The sequence below is a fragment of the Anaerovibrio lipolyticus LB2005 genome, from assembly GCF_000621545.1.
Classification (GTDB): Bacteria; Bacillota; Negativicutes; order Selenomonadales; family Selenomonadaceae; genus Anaerovibrio; species Anaerovibrio lipolyticus_A.
On record NZ_JHYA01000005.1, the window covers coordinates 66,827 to 88,518 of the forward strand.

A 21,692-nucleotide genomic window follows, 5' to 3' on the forward strand; every position below is an offset into this window, starting at 1 on the left:
GGTCAGCAAAATCAATAATTAGTATGTTAAATGTAGGTTTACACTAATAGAATAGTTATGGTTGGAGGATGTTGGTATCTTGGAAGGGAGATACCAACATGGAAGAAAAAATAGCAGCAATTTTAAATGAGATGGCAGAGTGCCTGTCTGTGGCACAAATGCGTAAATTGCAGGAAGTTATGTTGAAAAACTTTGTATCTCAGCCTGAGAATGTCTGTGAAATATCAAATGAAGATTTCTTAAAAATGTTTTTAGATGCAAAGAGAATAGAGGGATGTTCTGACCGAACAATAAAGTTTTATCGCATGACCATTGATAAAATGCTGCAAAGTGTGTTAAATCCAATTAGAAAAATCACTATTGAGGATATGCGTAGTTATTTATCAGAGTATCAAAAGATTAATAATTGCAGTAAGGTTACTGTGGATAATGTTAGACGTAACATTTCCAGTTTCTTTTCCTGGCTGGAGGAGGAAAACTATATTTTGAAAAGTCCTATGCGGCGTATACATAAGATAAAGACTAACCAGCAGGTTAAAGAGATTATTTCGGATGAAGAAATAGAAAAACTCAGGGATAAGTGTAACTGTAGCCGTGACTTGGCAATGATTGACTTATTATATTCTACAGGTATTCGTGTAGGCGAACTGGTTAATCTAAATATAAATGATGTGGATTTTGCGGCTCGTGAGTGTGTGGTATTTGGTAAAGGTGGCAAGGAACGCCGAGTATATTTTGATGCTAAAGCCAAACTGCATTTGTTGAAATATATTGACAGCAGAGTGGACAATAATGAGGCATTATTTGTTACCTTGGATGCACCGCATCAAAGATTAAAAATAAGTGGTGTTGAGATACGAATGAGAACCTTGGGGCGTAGTATTAATCTCAATAAGATACATCCACATAAATTTCGTCGTACGATGGCAACTAGAGCCATAGATAAGGGAATGCCCATAGAACAGGTGCAGAAAATACTAGGCCATTCCCAAATAGATACAACCATGCAATATGCTATGGTAAACCAGAGTAATGTAAAAACATCCCATCAGAAATACATTTCTTAATGCAAATTGAGATTTGTAGGGGTATGAGATGGCAAAATTAATTGATATAACGGGAAAAGCTCTTTCTGGTGAATGGGGCACAGATGATGAAAAAGGCATAGGCATACCTGTATTGAGGACGACTAATTTTACCAATGAAGGAGTCGTCGACTACACAGATGTTATAACAAGAATTATTACCAAAAAGAATCTTGATGAGAAATATTTGAAGCCAGGAGATATTATTATTGAAAAATCTGGTGGAAGCGATAAGCAGCCTGTTGGTCGAGTAATCTATTTCGATGGTCCAGAGAAAAAATATTTATTCAATAACTTTACTGGATTATTACGAGTAAAAGAACCGAATAGATGGTTTCCCAAATATGTATTTTATTCGCTTTTTGGAAATTACCGAAGAGGTGGTACACGCCCATTTGAGAATAAAACAACTGGTTTACATAACTTAAAAACAGATGATTATGTATCACGGTATGAAGTAAAAGAAGCTAAATATTCCAAGCAGATTGAGATCAGTGAATATTTGGATAAATTATATTCTATTATCAAAATGAGGGAGAAAGAGTTAGTTGAACTTGATACCCTTATCAAAGCCCGATTTGTCGAGATGTTTGGGGATATAGCCATTGGTAAATATAAGTATGAAACACGCAAACTAGGTGAAGTGGCGGATGTAGGGTCGAGCCATCGAGTCTTTACATCAGAGTTTGTGGAAGAAGGAATACCTTTTTATCGAGGAACTGAAATAGGTGTATTGGCAAATGGGCAAAAGCCATCTGATCCATATTACATAACCATGGAACATTACAAACGTCTTGCTAGTGATGGGACCAAGCCAAAGATAGGTGACTTATTAATGCCTTCAATATGCGATAAAGGACAAGTGTGGATGGTTGATAGTGATGAACCATTTTATTATAAGGATGGTCGAGTTTTATGTATTTCGGCTGATAGAAATATGTATGACACAAGATACTTACAGTATTTTATGAAGGTTAAAACCGAGGTCGAATATCCTAAAATTGGATCTGGTTCAACTTTTGCAGAGTTTAAAATTTTTCTTTTGAAAGATTTTGATGTTTTAACACCACCTAGAGAATTACAGCGCAAATTTTCTTCATTTGTTAATCAAGTCAACAAATCAAAATTTGTCGTCCAAAAAGTATTGGATAGCGCATGAATATTGATTGTAAACGTTGGAGCGTTTTTTTAGACGATTTTGCCGAGAGCGGCAAAATCGTCTCTGTTATAAAAGTCTCTGTTTTTGGTAAATTTCCCTTAAATAATCAAACTTTCCCTTAAAAACCGAGGTATAATAAGGGAAAGTCTAAATACTATGGGTTGAACCATGACTTTAATAGTTCATTATTAGGAGATAGAGTAAAATGTACACTAATTTTGATTATCTAAAGCAAGACCCACAATTTAACAGCTTTTCTGATGTGGCAATTTCAGCAGAAAAAATAATATTGCTGGACCCTGAGGCTAGTATTATCAATAGCCGTAGGGCAATGGAATTCGCTGTAAAATGGATGTATTCCGTAGATAAAGATTTGTCTGTGCCATATCAGAATAATCTGCAAAGTTTGATGAACGCTGAAGAATATAGACAGATTGTTGGCCCTGATTTGTGGAAGAGGATGGATTTTATCCGTCGTTGTGGCAATAATGTGGCCCATGGAAGCAAAAAACTTGGCCGGGATGAGGCCACGTTATGCTTGGAAAATCTGTTTATTTTTTTGGATTATATCGCCTATTGTTATTCGGAGCATTACGAGGAACAGAATTTCAATCACCATTTGATTGAAGACAGAGTAAAAAAGATTAAGGAGTCCCGCCAGCAGAGTCAGGATGTTAAGGCGGAGCTTGAACGGGAAATAAAGAATTCTGCCCAGAAGGATGTAGATATAGAGAAGCTTCGTCAGGAAAATGCTGCGTTGAAGGAAGAATTATCTTCCCGCCGGGCGGAGAAGCAGCAGACCTATGTTGAAAAGCCACTGGATTTGTCCGAATATAAGACACGGAAAATTTATATCGACACTATGCTAATAGCTGCTGGCTGGACAGAGGGCAAGGACTGGATGAATGAAGTAGAGCTTCCTGGTATGCCAAATAAATCGGAGGTTGGGCTGGCAGATTATGTGTTGTACGATGAAGCCCATAGACCTTTGGCCGTTGTGGAAGCAAAGAGGACTTGCGTGGATGTGGCAAAGGGGCGGCAGCAAGCCAAACTGTATGCGGATATTATCGAGAAACAGTATGGCAGAAGACCTGTGGTATTTCTTACAAATGGTTTTGATACCAGAATAATAGATAATCAATACCCAGAGCGTAAAGTGGCAGAAATCTATTCAAAGCGGGATTTGAAAAAGCTGTTTAATTTACAGGCAATGCGCACCAGCTTAAAAAATATCTATGTAGATAAGGATATTGCCGGAAGATATTACCAAGAGGGTGCAGTTAAGTCTGTTTGTGACAGCTTTGACCGAAAAAATCGTCGAAAAGCACTGCTGGTTATGGCCACTGGCTCTGGTAAAACCAGAACAGTTATTGCTCTTTGTAAAGTTTTATTGGATGCGGGCTGGATAAAAAATATATTGTTTTTGGCAGATAGAAATTCATTAGTTACGCAGGCAAAGCGCAACTTTGTGAATTTACTGCCAGATTTGTCATGCACAAATTTATGTGAAGATAAGGATAATTATACGGCTCATTGTGTATTTTCTACCTATCAGACCATGATGAACTGTATTGATGTAATACAAGACGATAAGGGAAGGCTGTTCACAAGTGGCCATTTTGATTTAGTTATATGTGATGAGGCCCATCGTTCAATTTATAATAAGTACAAGGATATTTTTAATTATTTTGACGCGTGTCTTGTTGGCTTGACCGCCACACCGAAAGAGGATATTGATAAAAATACCTATTCTATTTTTGAGCTGGAAAATGGTGTGCCTACCTATGGCTATGAATTGGCGCAGGCGGTAAAGGATGGCTATTTGGTTGACTATATGTCTGTGGAGACAGTCCTAAAGTTTATTGAGCAGGGAATTAGCTATGATGAACTGTCGGATGAGGAAAAGGAAGAGTATGAGGCTACCTTTGAAGATGAGGATGGAAATATTCCTAAGAAAATCAGCTCTTCTGCTATTAATACGTGGCTGTTTAATGAGGACACCATTCGTCAGGTGCTTGATATCGTTATGAAGGACAGCTTGAAAGTAAATTATGGTGAGATGATAGGCAAGACGATTATTTTTGCCAAAAATCATAAGTATGCGGAGAAGATTTTAGAAGTATTCAATAAGGAATATCCACATCTTGCCAAGAATAATAATGGACAGGCCTTTGCCAAGGTCATTGATAATTACATGACATATAGTCAGAGTGCTATTGATGAATTTTCTGACAGCAAGAAAATGCCGCAAATTGCTATATCCGTTGATATGCTGGACACTGGAATCGATGTGCCGGAAGTTTTGAATTTGGTTTTCTTCAAGAAGGTTATGAGTAAGGCCAAGTTTTGGCAGATGATTGGCCGTGGTACTAGATGCTGTCCGGGACTTATTGATGGAGAAGATAAGAGTAAGTTTTATATATTCGATTTTTGCGGCAATTTTGAATTTTTCCGTATGGGAGAAGGAAAAAAGGCTGTAACCAGGATGGCTTTGCAGGGGGCTATCTTCAATTTGATGTTCCAGATTGTTTACAAGCTGCAGAATATAAAATATCAGACGGATAGGCTGATGGAGTTCCGTAAATCGTTGGTTGATGCCATGGTTGAGAAAGTTAAGGAACTGAACAGAGAAAATTTTGCCGTAAGACAGCATATAAAGTATGTTGATCTATATTCAAAGGCTGAAAATTACAATGCTATATCCTATGAAGATACATTGTTGGTGCGGGAAGAACTGGCACCATTGGTGTTGCCGGATAATGATGAGGCTACAGCAGTGCGTTTTGATGCATTGATTTATGGCTTGGAATTGGCACAGCTTGCTGGAGAGAAGTATGGAAAACTTAAAACAGACCTGATCAAAAAGGTAAAGGGGATTGCGTCTGTTGCCAATATTCCGGAGATTGTTGCTCAAAAGGAGCTTATAAACACCATTTTGCACACAGATTATGTGGAGCGGGCGGGAATTGATGAGTTTGAGCATATCAGGGAAAATCTTAGAAATCTTATGAAGTACATACCCCGTAACCAGGTGCGCTATGATACGGATTTTACGGATGATATATTGAGCTACGAATGGAATGAATCTGAGCTGGAAAATGACGATTTGAAAAACTATAAGGCCAAAGCTGAGTTTTATATTCGCCAGCATCTGGATAACGCCGTTATTGCAAAGCTCAGGACGAATCAGCCATTGACACGGTTGGATATAGAATCACTGGAAAAGATTTTATGGAGTGAAGTTGGTTCCCAAGAGGATTACGAGCGGGAATATGGTCACAAGCCTCTTGGCGAATTAGTGCGTGAAATTGTGGGCTTGGATATGAATGCCGCCAAGGAAGCCTTTGCAGAGTTTTTGGATGATACTAATCTTGATAGCAGACAGATTTATTTCGTGAACCAAATCGTGGAATACATTGTTCATAACGGCATGATGACTGACCTTTCTGTGCTTCAGGAGTCACCTTTTACTGACCAGGGCAGTGTAGCAGATATTTTTACTGATTTGTCAGTCTGGGCAGGAATCAGAAAGGTTATTGATGGTATAAATTATAATGCTGGGGTTATGTAGCTAAGTGGTGATATTTTATGATAATTAGTGCCAGCAGGCGGACGGATATACCGGCTTTTTACTATGACTGGTTTTGCCGAAGGTTAAAGGCGGGATATGTGGATGTGGTAAATCCGTTCAATCGAAAGCAGGTAAGCCGTATATCTTTAAAGCCTGACTATGTAGACTGCATTGTGTTTTGGACCAAGGACCCGGCCCCTATGTTAAAGAGATTGGATAATCTTAAAGACTACAATTATTATGTGCAGGTGTCCTTAACGCCTTACGGATATGATGTGGAGGCAAATCTCCGGGATAAAAAAGATATTATCATCACTGTGCAGGAGCTATCTAAGAGAATCGGTCGGGAAAGGGTAGTATGGCGGTATGACCCTATTTTGTTAAATGATGGTTATACAATAGAGGGTCATCTGGAATGGTTCAAAAATACCCTTGATTCCTTGGTTCCCTGTGTTGAGCGTTGTGTTATCAGCTTTATTGACCTGTATGCCAAGTCGAAAAAGAACACACAGGGGCTGAATCTCCATGAGCTTTCTGAGGAGGAAATGAATGAGCTGGCGGCAGGAATGTCAAATATTGCCAAGGGGAGTGGCGTTGTACTTCAAACCTGCTCTGAGGCCATTGATTTGGAAAGGTACGGAATAGGTCACGGAGCCTGCATAGATGGAGAATTGGTGGAACGCATAGTTGGCAGGAAACTTAACATCAGCAGGGCCAAAACACAGCGACCACTTTGTAACTGCGTGGAGAGCTTCGACATTGGGCAATATGACACCTGTATCCATGGCTGCCGTTATTGTTATGCTAATGCCAGCTTAGATCGAGCAAAACATGGTTTTGATAACCATAATATTAACTCGTCAGTAATAACCGGCAGTTTGCTGGGGGATGAACATATTACTGTGCATGAATAGTGTAAAATGCTGTATTAGATGTATAATAATGTTAGGTAGAATCTTTCCAAAAGAGGAGGCGAGAACTATGGGGATTATTAGTGGCTTGATGGGCAATGCATCCCAGACCAACATTGAAGATGTAAAAAAGGACTATGCCAAGCTCCTTGGACAAAATGAAAAGGTGATACAGGCTTATCAGTGGATCAGAGATTTGATGATTTTTACTGATTATCGGCTTATATTGGTGGATATCCAGGGAGCTACCGGCAAGAAGGTGAATTATCATTCTATACCATATAAAAATATTCGCCACTTTGAGGTGGAGTCGGCGGGGCATTTTGATTTAGATGCAGAGCTGAAAATCTGGGTGGCAGATATGGGAAGTACACCATTAGTAAAGACCTTTAGTAAGGATGCTGATGTTTATCGTGTTCAGGCCCTTTTGGCAGAGTGTATTGGGCGGTAATGGTAATTTAAGAAAGGATACAAACTTCGGAAAGTAGCAGGTGGATTACAATGAAAGAACACAGAACAGGCTGTATATCTGTGATACAGAACACCGCCAGGTCTGAGGGAAAAGGGCCGGCGTTTCTCTCCGAAGCGATTGTTGCCCAAGTCCAAAGGATTCATCGGGGATACCCTGATTATCACGAGACTCCGCTCCGTAGGCTGGATGCTATGGCTGAGAAGTTGGGAGTAAAGGCGTTCTTTGTAAAAGACGAGTCACAGCGCTTTGGATTGAACGCATTCAAGGGACTGGGTGGTCTCTACGCGCTAACCAGAGTGGTTTGCCGGGAGCTTGGTCTTGACGCAGAGAAAATCAGCTTTTCTGATTTAAAAAAGACGGAGTATCAGGAGGCTGTTCACAAGATGGTGTTCGTCACCGCGACGGACGGAAATCATGGAAAGGGTGTGTCATGGGCAGCGGGGAAGCTTGGCTGTGCGGCTCATGTCTATATGCCCATAGGCTCCAGTGAGCTCCGTGCTCAGGCCATTAGGGATGTTAATCCGAAGGCGAAGGTCACTATCACGAAGAGTGGGTACGATGATACCGTGCGCTATGCTGCAAAGATGGCGGAGAAGCAGGGGTGGATTCTGATTCAGGATACCAGCTGGGATGGATATGAGGATATTCCATCTTGGATTATTCAGGGATATACAACCATGGCGGAGGAAGCCTGCAGACAGATGGAGGAACAGGGACTTGCGCCTACCCATGTGTTTTTGCAAGCCGGTGTAGGGGCCATGGCAGGGGGCGTTACTGGATATCTGGTGAATCACTATGAGGGCAGTAGACCAGCCATCGGCGTGGTGGAACCGGAAAATATGGCGTGTGTGTATCAGTCTGCTTTGATAGGGGACGGAGCGGCCCATGAAGCAGTGAATCAGGCCCCGACTATCATGGCAGGTCTAAACTGCGGTGAACCATGCACAATTGCCTGGCCGATCCTTAGAGACTTTGTGGATTGGTATTTCAAATGCCCAGATTATGTTTCAGCTTATGGAATGCGCTTGCTGGCAGCACCACAGGGGGTGGATCCAAAAATAATATCCGGAGAAAGTGGGGCCGTGACCACTGGTCTTGTAAATCTGATTGCTGGGAAAGAAGAATATGCGGATATAAAAAGGCTTTTGGATCTTGACCAAGATTCTGTGGTCCTCTGCATCAGCACGGAGGGCGATACAGACCCTGAGCATTATCGGAAAATTGTATACGAAGGAAAAAATCCAATGCCGCAGCAGGTGTAATTATATACTTATAGGATTATGTGCTGATGGAAAATACATCCTTGCTTTGTTTTCTATGCCATAGGTTAAAGTTATGAGTTTAGATACAGAATACTATTATTATGATATAATTTTTCATAGTGGGTGCGTTTTTTATGATTGGTGGTGAAGCAAAATGACATCTTTATCCCTTGAAAAAATAATTGTTGTTATTAAAGATGGGTACAGACAGGTATATGGTGATGACATAATTGATATATATCTTTATGGCTCCTATGCACGGGGGGATTACGACAGTGAGTCTGATATAGATTTTGTCGCTGTAGTAAAGGGTGATAGGCTGGATTTGCAGCGAAAGCTAAAGAAAATGTGGGAATTGTCTGCAGATTTAGGTTTAGAAAATGATGTTATTATTTCACCTACAGTAATTCCGTATAATGAGTTCACCAAATATCAGAATACACTCCCATATTATAGAAACATAATAAAGGAGGGGCAGAAGGTTGGATGAGCTTGTAAAGTACCGTTTGGATAGTGCCAAGGAAAAATTGGATTCGGCTAAGATTTTGCTGGATAATGGAAAGTATAAAGACTCTATTGGTCGTTCATATTATGCCATTTTTACAGCCGTGAGAGCTGTACTGGCCAGAGACTCCGTTGATTTTGCAAAACACGCAGGTGTAATCTCATATTTTCAACGAGAGTACATTAAGACAGGTGTTTTCGAGAAAAAATATTCTGCTTACTTGCAGGAGGCGTTTCAGGTTAGAAACAACTGTGATTATGATGATTTCTATATCGTATCCAAGGTTGATGCTGATGAACAGTATTCTAGGGCTGTAGAATTTTATAATGCAATTGAGCAATATCTACTTAAAAGCTAATATAAAACATTTATATGCCAAAATGGTCGTGCGTTTTGCTGGGCTGTTTTGGCTTTTCTTTTGTCGTTCACACCCTAAAAACCATCGTTCGCGCCGTTTCTATTGATAAAAAGCTCATACCTACGATACTATAGATGAAAATAGCAGTATTATATTAATTCCTATAAGGGGGGATTGGAATGTCTACTATATCATCTATGGCACGCAACAATTATTTGATGTTGCGGTATGCACAAAATACCGGCCAATCTTTGTTTAATACTGGGAAGTCAGCTAATAAGACGTCATCCTTGTGGAGTGACGGCAGTTCAATGTTGGGTGGATATGGATTATTAGGTAGTATATCCTCTTCTTCAATGTCTGGCTTAATGGGGCTTCGTTCGGGGATGACTGAGCTGGTGAAGTCCTATGACAGTACAGCCAAGGCCTTTAAGACCGAGTTTTCAGATACCATGAGCGATTTGTCAAAGGCCTCTGCGGACATAAAGAAAATAAACTTTGATGTGGGTGGCAAATCAGCCCTTACACAGACAACCAGTGAAGACGGAACAGTAACAACCACAAAAAGTAGTGAGCTGGTGGATGCATTGAAGGGTATTGAGGATTTTGCCAGCAAATATAATGATGCTATTGGCTTTTTTAAGGATAATGCAGATTTGTCTAAGTACATGAAAAATATAGCTAACACTTTTTCAGATACTACTTATCGGGCCAAACAGTTCAGTGGTATTGGAATTGCTGTAGGCAATGATGGAAAAATGAAAATTGACGAGGATGTACTGACTAAGGCTTTGACGGAAAATCCGTCAAAGGTGGGACGGCTTCTGGGGAAGGATGGTTTAGCAGGGATGGCAGACAGACATATTTCCTTTGCCAAGTCTCAGCAAAATCGGCTGTTTCCGTCGATTTCCTCAGCTCTGGGCATTAATGGAAAATCTAGTTCACTTTATTCCAGCAACTCACTAATGAGAATGTCTGGTTATTCGTCTCTTGGCAACCTGTTTAATTCATGGATTTAAGGCGCATATTCAGATAAAATATCTCTGGGAAATAATTTCAGAGATATTTTATTTTGGGGCGAAATAAAACATATAGAATGGGGAGATCACTTGTGGAGGTGCGAATTGCTGTTTGCGACAGTGATATAGAATTTTGTAAGGACTTGGGAAATATGATTGCAGCCCACAGGCCTGAGGCAAGGGTAGAGTTGTTTTCTTCAGCCGCTGATTTACTACAGGCTGGAAGGGATTTTCATATATATTTTCTGGATATAAAGGGTGTTTCAGGTCTGGATATGGCCCGTAAAATCAGGGAACATCAGGCCCAAAATGGTAAGATACGAAGCATTATAATATTCGTAACCGGCTATCGGGAGCACATGGAGGAGGCCTTTGATGTGCAGGCCTTCCATTATTTGTTGAAGCCTGTCCAAAGGGACAAATTTGTTCAGGTGCTTGGGCGGGCCTTGCAGGAAGTGGAATTTCGGGCAAAGCAGGAGGAAGAATATGTACTGCTGAAAATTACCAGTCATCAGACTGGCAGCAAGGACACCAGAAAGGTTTTTCTGCGGGACATATACTACATAGAAAGCAACAACAAAAAGGTAACGGTGCATACCACCGGGGGAACCTATGAGGTGCAGGGCACCATGGATGAATTTGCCAGTGGACTGGGCCCAGCCTTTTACCGTTGTCATCGGTGCTATTTGGTGAATTTTGCCATGGTATCATCCTATAATCAGAATGAAATAATTATTGCCAATGGGGATTGTATTTTGTTGGCCTACAGAAAATATTCAGCCTTCGTAAAGGCTTACCTCGCCTATGCGAAAGGAGGGGGCATGGTGAATGTATGAGGAAGAATATGTTTTGGAAGCCCTTGTACATATACTGAACGGCTGGCTGAGTTTCTGGTATGGGGATTTATTTTTGCGGCGTAAATTCGTCAATCGGCGCAAGGCTGCAATAATCTGGATAACAGTATATGTGGTGGGGCAAATATTGTATGGGCGTTTGGTGGAAGCCTATCCTTTATACGACCGGTTTACCCATGTGGTGCCTTATATCTTGCTGTTGTCACTCTTGCAGTATTTCTTTTTTGAGAAAAATTTGCCCCGTCAGGTCTTTGTGGTAGTTAGCTTTGTGGCCGGCTGGGAAATCCTGCGGTTTACGGTTAGTCCATTGGCCCACGCTGTTCTTGGCCTGTGGAGCCCCTTTTGGGGGTGGCTGCTGGAATATTTTGCAGGCAGAGACCTTATGCCCATAGAGTCATTGACGGAATATATGCTGATGCTAAATCGGGTGGCCATTGTGGCGGTGCTGGCAATTTGCCGAGGGCTGCAGCTGGGGATCCTGTTTTTGTATTTGCGTTTGATAGGGCGGCATTTTATCAGAATAGATGAGGAAATGACGGGGCAGGAAAGCTGGTTCCTTCTGATTCCGTGCATTACGGTGCTGTGCATTGATTTGACCATGCGTTTGATGGCATATTCGGTGGACAACAGTGCCCTGATGATAATTTATGAGCGGGTGCCGGAAACCTTGGTGCTTCTCCCTGTGGTAAGTTTACTTCTCTTGGGGATCGTGGTGTCATCGGTGATTCTTTTTAGGGGCATTGTGCAATCCAAGGACGAAGAACGGAAACGGCTGCTTTTGGAAAATCGGGTAGCGGATGTGCAGCACCAAATCGAGGATTTGCAGGATATTTATGGCGATATGCGGGGGCTGCGCCATGATTTGCGTGGGCATATAGCTAATCTCGCGGCATATATACGCAACCGTTCTATGGGGGAAAATAAGGATTTGGACGATTATTTGGATGGAATGGAAAAGACCGTAGCCCGACTGGATTTTGCGGATCATACCGGTAATCCAATGTTGGATGTGATTTTGCACCAGATAAGGCAACAGGCAAAAAGGAAGGAAATTGATTTTTCCGTGAATTTTCATTACCCTAAAAATGCTTCCTTTGATGTATATGATGTGAGTATTATCTTGAACAATGCTTTGCAAAATGCCATAGAGGCCTGCGAAAAAGTAAAAGGAGCGCGAAATATAGATTTGCACTCCTACGAAAAGGGTTCATTATTCTTCTTGGAAATAGAGAATGATTATGATGGGCAGTTAGTGTGGAAAACAGGGGCAGAGCTCCCGGAAACAACCAAGGCGGAAAAGCGGGTACATGGCATTGGCTTGGATAATATTCAGCGTTGTGCCAGAAAATATAATGGTGATGTTGAGATAAGGGCATTGTCTAAAGGGGACAGACAGGTGTTTAATCTCACTGTTATGCTTTATCATAGGGAAGAAAAAAGTGATAATTGAGATTAATGAAATAAATTGTCTTGGATTGTTTGTTCAAGCTGAACTTGGGCGGAACCGGTTTTTATTAACCGTTCCGCTTCTTTTATTATTAGGTCTGGTTCATTGCCAACTACCGGCTGGCCCATGAGATTGCCCCCTCCGTCTACGAAGCAGACCGTTGGGGCATTTTTGATACGAACCAAGAAGCTGTCAAGGTCGTCATTGACCATTAGTTGTGGGATATCTGTAGGTAGATTCCATACAACGGATTGTGCCAAAGAGAGTTTCTCTTTATTGTCTGTTTCCCGTAAATCACCGATGATGCCAATGATAGGGATTTTATTGGTGGAGTTATTTTGCCAGTTGGCCAAGGCACAAAGCAAATCACGGCTGGTGACGGTGTCTTGGGTTACCCAAAGGCAGACGATTGATATATTGCTTTCTGATGAGCGGGCAAAAATATCCTGAGTAACGATATTTCCTTGCAAATCCTTGGTATGAAAGGCAGGAAAAGAAATAGTGTTTTGCTCCTGATATATACTTGGTGTTACGTTAATGCGGCTTATTATGAAGCCGTCTACTGCCAGTAAAAGAAAAATTGTTAGTAAGGGAATTAACAAAATTCTTCGGGATATTTTTTTCATGGTTTAGCCCCTTTTTTCGTTTTACTCATCATAGCATGAGAATATAGGCTGAGCAACGAAAAGAGCTGTGTAAAGGTAGCCGTTCACACCTAAAAATGAGCCATTCGCACCAAAAATGTAAGCTGGGATGAATTTATAACGATATATAAGATAAGAAAAACTTGTGGTGGGGAGGTAATTAAAATGCCAGTACGTATTGGACAGAGCTATGTGTCGGAGGCTGCGGCAGAATATGCCAAGGCTCGACAAAAAGAACGGGAGGAAGCTGCTGCTAATGAAAAAGGCAGTGTCTTTTCGGAATTGCAGGGCAAATTTTCAGGGATGAAGTTTAGCATTGGAACAAATCCTTTTTCGGGGATGGGGACAAACAATGTTTCCATTTCTCCGAAAATATTGATGCAAATGGAGAATGACCCGGAGAAACGGTTGGAGTATGAAGCTCTGCTATACGATGTTTCCAACACAGACTTGGTTCAAGGGAGAAATTTGAAATCTGCAGGTTGGATTATTGATGACAATGGCGGTCTTCGTGCTTGGAGTGTTGGTGTCAGTGATAATAGAAATCAGTCTTTTGTGAAGCGATCGAATACGAAAAACTGGTGGCAGGAGTTGCTGGATAAGCAGTCGAAAAAAGCTAAAAAAACATCTAAGGGTTCTTTGAAAGCTTTACAGGAAAAGATTGAGGAAAAGAAGAAGGAGATGGCTTCAGAGCTTAAGGATATCCCGTATTTACCGGTAGACCAGCGCGCCCTTAAGCGGATGGCTGATAGTCATGTTACGGATATTCTGCGGGATAATACTGAGAAAATTATGCAGATACCGTATAATGGCAATCCTATGCTTGCTAAGGCTTATCTGCAAAATAACAAGGTAGCTGGCACAAGTCAGGCTTTTAAAAATATTGATGAACTGAATGCTTATCTGTGGGATAATTATCAGGTGGTTAGTGGCGGCATGACCAGTATTTCATCAAAGTATTTGAAGAAGTGCTTGACTGATGAGGATAGTCGTAACAGACTGTTTGATATCCTGCGTGCAGCGGATGAATCCTATGCCAGCCGTAAGGATGAGGTGGGCTTCCAGGGGATGAATGTCAGGATAAGTGAAAATGGAGAAGTGACCACGGAATCGTCTAAAAGTACAGTTACAGTTAATGAGGGAAAACGCAGTCGTCAGATTGCAGCAGCGGCCACCCAGAAAGATATGCAAGCCGTAATTGCATTGTTGGAACAGGATTTACAGGAAGTGGAAGATGGTTATAAGCAAAATAAGTGCGATGAGGCGGAAGTAGAAAAAGTAAAACGACTTTTGGCAGAAGCCAAACAGCGAATGGGCACCTTGCCAGATAGAGAACCAACTCAGGAGGAGCAGAGCATAATGTCCATAAATATGTTGATTTAGAGCAATTAAATTTTGTAATTAAATCTATAAGAGAAAATTAGAATTGAGCTGAGGGAATGTAAGCACATTTCTCCCAGCTTTTTCTTTTGTCCGAAAAGAGGATTTGCCAATAAATACCTTGGGCCGTATAATTAATATGTTATTTTATGCAATTTTAGATAGGAGTTTACATATGAATGATTATATAAAGGAACGGGAAGAGAGCACTCGAAAGCTGGCAGCGGAGCAGGTGTTGCCTAATGTGCAGTGGTTTCCTGGTCATATGACCAAGGCCAGAAAAATTATCACTGAAAATCTGAAGCTGGTGGATGTGGTAATTGAGCTGCTGGATGCCCGTATTCCGTATAGCAGTGCCAATCCAATGCTTCAGGAGATTATTGCCGGCAAGCCTAAGGTGGTGGCACTGAATAAATCTGATTTGGCAGACCCAGCCATTACCAAGAAATGGGTTGCTTATTTCCGCAGTCAGGGAATTCAGGCAGTAGCCGTGGATGCCACCCAGGGTAAGGGAACTAAGCAACTGGTAAAAATCACTGAGGAGATGGCCCGCTCCAAGACGGAAAAGCTGGTATCAAAGGGAGCTAAAGCCCGTTCAGCCAGAGTGATGATTCTGGGTATTCCAAATGTGGGAAAGTCATCCCTTATCAACCGTCTTGCTGGCTCCAACAAGGCTAAAACAGCGGATAAGCCAGGGGTAACCCGCGCCAAGCAGTGGATTCGTCTTGCTGACAGTTTGGAGCTTTTGGATACTCCAGGTATCCTTTGGCCAAAATTTGAGGACATGAATGCCGGCCTTAAGCTGGCCTTTACTGGGGCTATCAACGATGAGGCAGTGGACCGGGAGCTTATCACTGGAGTGTTCCTCGATACCATGATTAAGCTGTACCCTGAACGTATTAAGGAACGCTACAAGATCACAGATGAATTGCCCGAAACCTCTGGTGAGCTTTTGGAGCTTATTGGAAAGAAGCGGGGCTGTCTTGTGAAGGGCGGTGTGGTGGATCTGGAGAAGGCCCAACGCATTGTTCTCACAGATTTTAGAAGTGGCAAGCTGGGAACCGTCAGCCTTGATACGCCTCCTGACATCGAAGAGGCCGAGAATTCTCAGGAGAAGAATTAATGAATATTGCAGACTTGTCGATAAAACAAATAGAGGGTTTGTTTGCGTCTGGCGAAGTTACTGAGGAGCTGTTGGAGGCCCTTAGGATGGATACCAGGGCCGCAGCAGGAAAAATACTCAAGCGCTATGAGAAGCAGCAAAAGGAAATCGCCCGTGTAAAGGCCATGTTCCGCTATGAGGATGAGGCCAGAAATGAGGGCCTTAATATAATTGCCGGTGTTGATGAGGCAGGCCGTGGACCTTTGGCAGGACCAGTGTCCGTAGCAGCGGTCATTCTTCCGGAGGGGCTTATTATTCCCAAAATCAACGATTCCAAGAAGCTGTCAGAAAAGGTTCGTGATGAGCTTTATGATGAAATAATGGCCAAGGCTGTGAGTGTAAAGCAGGTTTTTGTGGATGAACGTACCATAGACAGAGTGAATATTTTACAGGCCACCATGAATGGCATGTATGAAGCTATATTTGCCTTGGAACCACAGCCGGACAAGGTGCTTTTGGATGCAGTGAAGCTGGAAAATCTTCCTATGGCGTCTTTATCTCTTATTAAAGGAGATGCCAAGTCCGCATCTATTGCAGCAGCTTCCATTATTGCCAAGGTATCCCGTGATCGTCTTATGGATGAATATGATAAAAAATATCCTGAATATGGTTTTGCCGGGCATAAGGGATATGGCACAGGGAGTCACATTGAGGCCATTCGTAAATACGGCCCATGTCCAATTCACAGATTGTCCTTTGAACCTATTAAATCAATGGTGGAAGAGACGGAAGATGTGGGGAATTTGTTTACTAATTAATCATGCATTTAAACATGATAATCGATATATTAATGCTTTTATAAAATGATAACCAGTATTTTGGTATCCAGGAGGTGGAAAGGCCTTGCCAACAAATGTAACAGGAATGACGCCCTCAGTACAACCTGCGGAGCGGACACAAGAAACTAAAGGTGATAAGCTATCTGTCAAACGGGATGGCGGCGGCAGTTCCGGTTCTGCCTTTTCGCCCCGTACAGATGTAAATATAAAAAATTCCATAGATAATATGGCAGGTGTTTTGTCTAAGATTTCCACCCATCATTCGGAAGCGGAAAATGCCATTCCAAGTGAGCTGAAAAACATCATACAGAATATTATGCGCAATGCCTTTACTCTTGAAGGCACCGTGGGAGAAGGCGTGGGCAGTTCTTTGGCCAGTCAGCGCTTTTCTGTGGAGCAGCTTAATACCTTGAGTAGAATCATGACGCAGCTGGGACAGATGGCTGATCAGGGCAAGCTGGGGGATTTTTCAGAAGGCTTGCAGACAGTATTTGATAATCTTAAGGCAGTTCTTGGCAACAATAGCTCCATGGAGCCTGTGAATATCAACAAATTGGCCTTTCAGCTGATGCAGCTTCCGGAAGGTGAGGAAATGCCACGGCAGCTTGAGCAGCTTCTGGCCCAGTTGGCCGCTGTCACTAATCCTCAGCCAGCTCAGGGAGCCCAGCAGACTACAGAAGGACTGAATATCTTAAATAAGCTGGTGGATGCCTTTTTCCCTAAAAGTGCATTTACTGGGGATACATCTCAGTCACAGCCTCAGCAGGGGAATGTCCAGGGGACCGCAACGGGGAACTCTGCCCAAATGGCTAATCAAGCTGGACAGACTTCTCTTCAAAGCGGACAAGCAGCTCAATCCGGGGCTGCTGCTAATTCGACCAATAATATTGCTGGCAATACTGTGCTTTCTGGGACCGAAAATATGCCTCAGGGTGCGGCCCAACAGGTCAATGGCGGTGGGCAAGGGGCCCAACAGACTCAGACCGGAGGCAATGGCCCGCAGATGGCAAATCAGACTCAGACTGGAGGCAATGGCCCGCAGATGGCAAATCAGACTCAACCAGAGGGCAATAGCCCTCAAATGGCAAGCCAGATCCAGCAGGGGACAACGGGTACTACTGTCAATACTGCTGGTAATCCTGCTAATGCTACCAGTGTAATGGCTGAAAATACTGCTATGCCACAGGGGATGGCACAGACTCAGGGGAATCAGAGCACTCAGCAAAATACTGCTATGCCTAATCAATCGGCTATGGCTGTGGAGGAAGGTAGTGCCCAATCTCAGACCAATTTTACGATTCCTGGCAGAGAGACTATCAATGTTCGGCTGAATAATATTGGCATGGCCTACGAGGGAACATCAGCCAGAATGAATGGTCCTGTTGAACAGAATCCGCTGTTTAGAAGTATTTTTAATCGTTTTGGGCCTCAGCAGCCTATTGAAAATAATAATGCGCCTGCTGCTAATACCACCCAATACCAGCTGCCTCAAATGGATAGCCAGCAGGTGGCCTTGGCTTTAAAGGACGCTGGACAGCTGATTATGAAAAATATGGAGTTGACACCAAAAGAGGCACAGCTTCTTAACAATTTTATCAATGAAAATCAGGGTATGCTGTCTGAGCAGGATGCCAAGCAGCTAAATACCTTGCTTCGTACAATAGAAGGCAATATGCCGGCTTCAGTTCAGCAGGCGGCCCAGAAAATGGGATTTGATGCATTGCCAAAGCTGTGGGCCTTTATGCAGCTGGCAGATATCAGTACCTTGAAGAAAATGAAGGGCTATCAGTACAGAAGTGCCAGCAAGGAAATTGTTAATTTTACCAATGCTATAAAGGGCTCCATGGATAGTGACGGTGCCTTTAAGGCTGATGGTCAAAAATCTATTTCCTATATGATGCCTTTGTATGTAGGGGATGGTACTCTTAGCTATCCTGCATATCTTCATATTTACGATGAACCGCCACATGAGGATGAATACGGTGTTACCCGTAAGGATACATGGTTCCGTGTATGTGTGCTGACAGATGAAATTGGTGCAGTGGACGTGGTATGCCGCCTATACGATGGCAATAATCTGAACCTTAGGGTAGTGTTCTCGGATAATGAGGCAGTGGATGAATTTAAGGAATATCTCCCAGATATTCGCAAGGCACTTTATAATACTCCGATTAACCTAACTGATTTGAAGATAGGAACTGTAAGCAATGATGAATAAAGGAAGACGGCCGCAGGAAGATCCGGAATTGGATCCCCTTGCTGAGAAAAAAGCCGTAGCACTGAAATACGATCCTGAAAAGAATATGGCACCAAAGGTGGTGGCCAAGGGTAAAGGGCATGTTGCAGAAAATATTCTGGAGGCTGCCAAAAAAGGTAAGGTGCCTGTTTATCAGAATAAGTCCTTGGTTAATATGCTTATGGCTCTGGAACTGGACAAGGAAATTCCTACAGAGCTGTATACCACTGTGGCTGAAATTCTGGCTTATGTGTATAGGATCGACCAGCGGCGCAAGGATATGAAAAATCAGATGCCGCCAATGAAAGGCATATAATGAACAACAAGATTTTGGGAAATAAGGGAGAGCAGGCTGCGGCCCAGTATTTGGAGAATCACGGATATTTTATTCGTGAGAGAAATTATCGGGCAAAGACCGGGGAAATAGATATTATTGCCAGCAAGGGGGATACCATATCCTTTGTGGAGGTAAAGACCAGAGGCTCTGTAAAATTCGGGGCACCGGCTGAAGCAGTAAATTATTTCAAGCAGCAGAAAATAGTTCGTACCGCCCAGGCGTATATCAGATATAAGGGGCTTCATGATTATTATTACCGTTTTGATGTGCTGGAAATTTTGGCACCTAAAAGTGGCAGCATGAGCTTCAGGCTTATTGAAAATGCCTTTGAAGCTGTATAATCATGGGGATTTTGGAGGATGTATGAAAATTATAGTAGGAATAACGGGGGCCAGCGGTAGTATTTATGGCCTTCGTCTTATAGAGGTGTTGAAGGAAGCTGGGCATCAGGTTCATGTAGTGCTTACGGAGAGTGGCGAAAAGGTAGTGAGGTTTGAGTGTCCTGACATTTATGAGAGGATTCTGAGCAGTGCAGACATGCTTCACGATGTACATAATATCGGTGCTTCCATCGCCAGTGGTTCTTTTAGGGCTGATGCCATGGTGGTAGTGCCCGCTTCCATGAAGACGGTAGCCTGTATTGCCACTGGGGTTACGGATAATCTCTTGACTCGGGCTGCTGACGTGATTCTAAAGGAGGGCCGCCGCCTTATAGTGGTGCCTCGTGAAACCCCAATGCATGCCGGACATTTGGAAAATCTCCTTAAGGTGTCCCGTTTGGGTGCAATGGTGATTCCAGCCAGTCCAGGATTTTATCATTTACCGAAAACTTTGATGGACTTGGTGGATATGCTGGTTGGGAAAATCTGCGACAGCTTAAATGTGGAGAATAATTTATTTCGTCACTGGGACGGAAATATGGAATAATTTTTGAAGGTTGCGAAAGTAACCTTCTTTTTTATTTTGTTTTATTTACAAACCTAAAATAATTTGATAAAATACAGATATAGATAATATTATTAATCAAGGAGTGTGTTTTACAATGGAAAACAACGAAAAGAGAGAAATTACCTGCGAAATCAAGGAGGAATTTGGAGTAATTGCTGAGGACAGACGGGGCTGGCATAAGGAGCTGAACCTGGTTTCCTGGAATCACCTTAATCCAAAGTATGACATTCGGGAATGGTCCCCGGACAGGAGCCGCATGGGGAAAGGCGTTACCTTTACAAAGGATGAGATTGTGGTGTTGCGAAATCTGCTGAATGACCTGGTAATCTGATAGCTGAATAACAGCCTATATGAGATTGTTGTGTTAAATGACTGGTAATTTGACAGCTGTAGAAAACTTATATTTTAAGAATGGAGGATGCCTGAAGGCGTCCTCCATTTTTTATTATGAATAATGATATCGCTACAAAAGGAGTATTTGCTGTGATTGTAGAATGATAATATAGAATTTTGACGGGAGTTGAATGTCATGCCTTTGGAATTTGTCAGAAACGATATAACGAAAATGCAGGTGGATGTAATTGTTAATTCCGCCAATCCCAGAGCCATTGTAGGTGGTGGTGTTGACAGGGCTATTCATAAGGCTGCTGGCCCGGAGCTGTTGATAGCCAGACAAAAAATAGGAAATATTGATACGGGGGAGGCATTTATTACTCCTGGATATAATCTTTTGGCACAATATGTAATACACACCGTTGGACCTGTATGGCAGGATGGAAAGCATGGGGAACGGGAGCTGTTGGCCAGTTGCTATAAAAATTCTCTCCGGTTGGCAACAGACCATAAATGCAGTTCAATAGCCTTTCCTTTGATTTCTGCCGGAATATTCGGATGTCCACCGGAGATTGCCATTGCCACCGCTACAAGGGCAATTCGGGAATATATTGATGAGCATGATTTGGATGTATATATGGTAATGTTTGATCGGGAGTCTTTTAAAATTTCTAATAGCCTGTTTAATGATGTGCAGAATTATATTGATGAGGTGTATGTGGATGAGCATTTGGCCCAGGAGCGCTGTAATAATTATCGGCGCAGACGGGAACGGGAGGCGGCTCTATATAAAAATAGAGTCACTGATTCCCGTTCATTGGACGAAATGTTAGATGATATGACAGATACCTTTTCGGAAGCCTTGTTTAAACTTATTGATGCCAAGGGAATGACAGATCCCCAGGTGTATAAAAAGGCCAATATTAATCGCAAGCATTTCTCGAAAATACGCACTAATCAGGATTATAAGCCGAAAAAGTCCACCGTTTTTGCGTTGGCCATAGCCTTGGAACTAAATTTGGCAGAAACCAGGGAGCTATTGGCCCGGGCCGGCTACGCCTTTTCACATAGCAATGTGAGCGATGTAATTATTGAATATTTCCTCAGACACGGGAAATACGACATCGATAGTATTAATCAGGTGCTGTTTGAAAAAGGGGAACCTACATTGGGGTGTTAGGCTTTGGTGTGCCCTCAAAAATGTCGCCTGACAGGAGACCATATAGATAA

Annotated in this window: 21 protein-coding genes; 20 read left to right on the forward strand and 1 reads right to left on the reverse strand. The window is 42.4% G+C overall.

The features are described from left to right. Window positions 1-98: 98 nt before the first annotated feature. The 11 genes from xerA (at window position 99) to T355_RS0105950 (ending at window position 12,646) form a co-directional block, all read left to right on the forward strand. Entirely contained in the window at window positions 99-1,067 is a 969-nt protein-coding gene (xerA, locus tag T355_RS0105900; protein WP_027396952.1) for a site-specific tyrosine recombinase/integron integrase, read from the forward strand. Between the two features lie 28 nt (window positions 1,068-1,095). Next, on the forward strand, window positions 1,096-2,244 hold the full coding sequence (locus T355_RS14695) for a restriction endonuclease subunit S (protein ID WP_027396953.1): 1,149 nt from the start codon (window positions 1,096-1,098) through the stop codon (window positions 2,242-2,244). 205 nt (window positions 2,245-2,449) lie between these two features. Beyond that, window positions 2,450-5,815: a DEAD/DEAH box helicase family protein gene (locus T355_RS0105910; protein WP_027396954.1), complete on the forward strand. Its 3,366-nt coding sequence runs from the start codon at window positions 2,450-2,452 to the stop codon at window positions 5,813-5,815. Window positions 5,816-5,832: 17 nt separating this feature from the next. Then, complete coding sequence (locus T355_RS13730) at window positions 5,833-6,729, forward strand: DUF1848 domain-containing protein (RefSeq protein WP_037329923.1); 897 nt, start codon at window positions 5,833-5,835, stop codon at window positions 6,727-6,729. A gap of 67 nt (window positions 6,730-6,796) precedes the next feature. Continuing rightward, window positions 6,797-7,177, forward strand: coding sequence for a PH domain-containing protein (locus T355_RS0105920; protein ID WP_027396955.1), 381 nt, complete (start codon window positions 6,797-6,799; stop codon window positions 7,175-7,177). Between the two features lie 50 nt (window positions 7,178-7,227). Beyond that, window positions 7,228-8,460, forward strand: coding sequence for a diaminopropionate ammonia-lyase (locus T355_RS0105925; protein WP_027396956.1), 1,233 nt, complete (start codon window positions 7,228-7,230; stop codon window positions 8,458-8,460). A 154-nt stretch (window positions 8,461-8,614) separates the two neighbouring features. After that, the gene (locus T355_RS0105930; protein WP_051555411.1) at window positions 8,615-8,950 is read left to right on the forward strand and encodes a nucleotidyltransferase domain-containing protein; all 336 of its coding nucleotides are present in this window, start codon (window positions 8,615-8,617) and stop codon (window positions 8,948-8,950) included. Further along, window positions 8,943-9,323, forward strand: coding sequence for a HEPN domain-containing protein (locus tag T355_RS0105935; protein WP_027396958.1), 381 nt, complete (start codon window positions 8,943-8,945; stop codon window positions 9,321-9,323). The genes T355_RS0105930 and T355_RS0105935 overlap by 8 nt, the downstream gene beginning before the upstream one ends. A 179-nt stretch (window positions 9,324-9,502) precedes the next feature. After that, on the forward strand, window positions 9,503-10,342 hold the full coding sequence (fliD, locus tag T355_RS0105940) for a flagellar filament capping protein FliD (protein ID WP_081777624.1): 840 nt from the start codon (window positions 9,503-9,505) through the stop codon (window positions 10,340-10,342). Between the two features lie 92 nt (window positions 10,343-10,434). Beyond that, window positions 10,435-11,178: a LytR/AlgR family response regulator transcription factor gene (locus tag T355_RS0105945; RefSeq protein ID WP_197019559.1), complete on the forward strand. Its 744-nt coding sequence runs from the start codon at window positions 10,435-10,437 to the stop codon at window positions 11,176-11,178. Continuing rightward, window positions 11,171-12,646, forward strand: coding sequence for an ATP-binding protein (locus tag T355_RS0105950; protein ID WP_027396961.1), 1,476 nt, complete (start codon window positions 11,171-11,173; stop codon window positions 12,644-12,646). Before T355_RS0105945 ends, T355_RS0105950 begins: the two co-directional genes overlap by 8 nt. Window positions 12,647-12,648: 2 nt before the next feature. On the opposite strand, the gene T355_RS0105955 is transcribed toward T355_RS0105950, so the two are convergent. Beyond that, window positions 12,649-13,269 carry a hypothetical protein gene (locus T355_RS0105955; RefSeq protein ID WP_027396962.1) on the reverse strand — a complete coding sequence of 207 codons (621 nt, stop codon included), beginning with the start codon at window positions 13,267-13,269 and terminating at the stop codon, window positions 12,649-12,651. 183 nt (window positions 13,270-13,452) lie between these two features. On the opposite strand from T355_RS0105955, the gene T355_RS14700 reads away from it, so the two are divergent. The 9 genes from T355_RS14700 to T355_RS0106000 all read left to right on the forward strand — a co-directional run bounded on the left by T355_RS14700 (window position 13,453) and on the right by T355_RS0106000 (window position 21,642). Then, on the forward strand, window positions 13,453-14,670 hold the full coding sequence (locus tag T355_RS14700; RefSeq protein WP_027396963.1) for a DUF6033 family protein: 1,218 nt from the start codon (window positions 13,453-13,455) through the stop codon (window positions 14,668-14,670). A 172-nt stretch (window positions 14,671-14,842) separates the two neighbouring features. Further along, window positions 14,843-15,790 (forward strand): ribosome biogenesis GTPase YlqF, encoded by a 948-nt coding sequence (gene ylqF, locus T355_RS0105965; protein WP_051555412.1) that lies wholly within the window; start codon window positions 14,843-14,845, stop codon window positions 15,788-15,790. Continuing rightward, complete coding sequence (locus T355_RS0105970) at window positions 15,790-16,587, forward strand: ribonuclease HII (RefSeq protein WP_027396965.1); 798 nt, start codon at window positions 15,790-15,792, stop codon at window positions 16,585-16,587. Before ylqF ends, T355_RS0105970 begins: the two co-directional genes overlap by 1 nt. An 85-nt stretch (window positions 16,588-16,672) precedes the next feature. Continuing rightward, complete coding sequence (locus T355_RS0105975; RefSeq protein WP_027396966.1) at window positions 16,673-18,826, forward strand: hypothetical protein; 2,154 nt, start codon at window positions 16,673-16,675, stop codon at window positions 18,824-18,826. Beyond that, window positions 18,816-19,160: an EscU/YscU/HrcU family type III secretion system export apparatus switch protein gene (locus tag T355_RS0105980; RefSeq protein WP_027396967.1), complete on the forward strand. Its 345-nt coding sequence runs from the start codon at window positions 18,816-18,818 to the stop codon at window positions 19,158-19,160. The genes T355_RS0105975 and T355_RS0105980 overlap by 11 nt, the downstream gene beginning before the upstream one ends. Then, entirely contained in the window at window positions 19,160-19,522 is a 363-nt protein-coding gene (locus tag T355_RS0105985) for a YraN family protein (RefSeq protein ID WP_027396968.1), read from the forward strand. Before T355_RS0105980 ends, T355_RS0105985 begins: the two co-directional genes overlap by 1 nt. Before the next feature lie 22 nt (window positions 19,523-19,544). Continuing rightward, a complete protein-coding gene (locus T355_RS0105990; RefSeq protein ID WP_027396969.1) occupies window positions 19,545-20,108 on the forward strand; it encodes a UbiX family flavin prenyltransferase in 564 nt (187 codons plus the stop codon). A gap of 115 nt (window positions 20,109-20,223) precedes the next feature. Next, complete coding sequence (locus T355_RS0105995; RefSeq protein WP_027396970.1) at window positions 20,224-20,460, forward strand: YdbC family protein; 237 nt, start codon at window positions 20,224-20,226, stop codon at window positions 20,458-20,460. A gap of 198 nt (window positions 20,461-20,658) precedes the next feature. After that, entirely contained in the window at window positions 20,659-21,642 is a 984-nt protein-coding gene (locus tag T355_RS0106000) for a macro domain-containing protein (protein WP_027396971.1), read from the forward strand. Window positions 21,643-21,692: the final 50 nt, after the last annotated feature.

What these genes read in the sequence shown, in the direction of transcription:
- T355_RS13730 (WP_037329923.1), top strand. Translation starts at nt 5,833, where the DNA reads ATGATAATTAGTGCCAGCAGGCGGACGGATATACCGGCTTTTTACTAT.
- T355_RS14695 (WP_027396953.1), top strand. Translation starts at nt 1,096, where the DNA reads ATGGCAAAATTAATTGATATAACGGGAAAAGCTCTTTCTGGTGAATGG.
- xerA (WP_027396952.1), top strand. Translation starts at nt 99, where the DNA reads ATGGAAGAAAAAATAGCAGCAATTTTAAATGAGATGGCAGAGTGCCTG.
- T355_RS0105950 (WP_027396961.1), top strand. Translation starts at nt 11,171, where the DNA reads ATGTATGAGGAAGAATATGTTTTGGAAGCCCTTGTACATATACTGAAC.
- T355_RS0105990 (WP_027396969.1), top strand. Translation starts at nt 19,545, where the DNA reads ATGAAAATTATAGTAGGAATAACGGGGGCCAGCGGTAGTATTTATGGC.
- T355_RS14700 (WP_027396963.1), top strand. Translation starts at nt 13,453, where the DNA reads ATGCCAGTACGTATTGGACAGAGCTATGTGTCGGAGGCTGCGGCAGAA.
- T355_RS0105955 (WP_027396962.1), bottom strand. Translation starts at nt 13,269, where the DNA reads ATGAAAAAAATATCCCGAAGAATTTTGTTAATTCCCTTACTAACAATT.
- T355_RS0105985 (WP_027396968.1), top strand. Translation starts at nt 19,160, where the DNA reads ATGAACAACAAGATTTTGGGAAATAAGGGAGAGCAGGCTGCGGCCCAG.
- T355_RS0105925 (WP_027396956.1), top strand. Translation starts at nt 7,228, where the DNA reads ATGAAAGAACACAGAACAGGCTGTATATCTGTGATACAGAACACCGCC.
- T355_RS0105930 (WP_051555411.1), top strand. Translation starts at nt 8,615, where the DNA reads ATGACATCTTTATCCCTTGAAAAAATAATTGTTGTTATTAAAGATGGG.
- T355_RS0105980 (WP_027396967.1), top strand. Translation starts at nt 18,816, where the DNA reads ATGATGAATAAAGGAAGACGGCCGCAGGAAGATCCGGAATTGGATCCC.
- T355_RS0106000 (WP_027396971.1), top strand. Translation starts at nt 20,659, where the DNA reads ATGCCTTTGGAATTTGTCAGAAACGATATAACGAAAATGCAGGTGGAT.
- T355_RS0105910 (WP_027396954.1), top strand. Translation starts at nt 2,450, where the DNA reads ATGTACACTAATTTTGATTATCTAAAGCAAGACCCACAATTTAACAGC.
- ylqF (WP_051555412.1), top strand. Translation starts at nt 14,843, where the DNA reads ATGAATGATTATATAAAGGAACGGGAAGAGAGCACTCGAAAGCTGGCA.
- fliD (WP_081777624.1), top strand. Translation starts at nt 9,503, where the DNA reads ATGTCTACTATATCATCTATGGCACGCAACAATTATTTGATGTTGCGG.
- T355_RS0105970 (WP_027396965.1), top strand. Translation starts at nt 15,790, where the DNA reads ATGAATATTGCAGACTTGTCGATAAAACAAATAGAGGGTTTGTTTGCG.
- T355_RS0105995 (WP_027396970.1), top strand. Translation starts at nt 20,224, where the DNA reads ATGGAAAACAACGAAAAGAGAGAAATTACCTGCGAAATCAAGGAGGAA.
- T355_RS0105920 (WP_027396955.1), top strand. Translation starts at nt 6,797, where the DNA reads ATGGGGATTATTAGTGGCTTGATGGGCAATGCATCCCAGACCAACATT.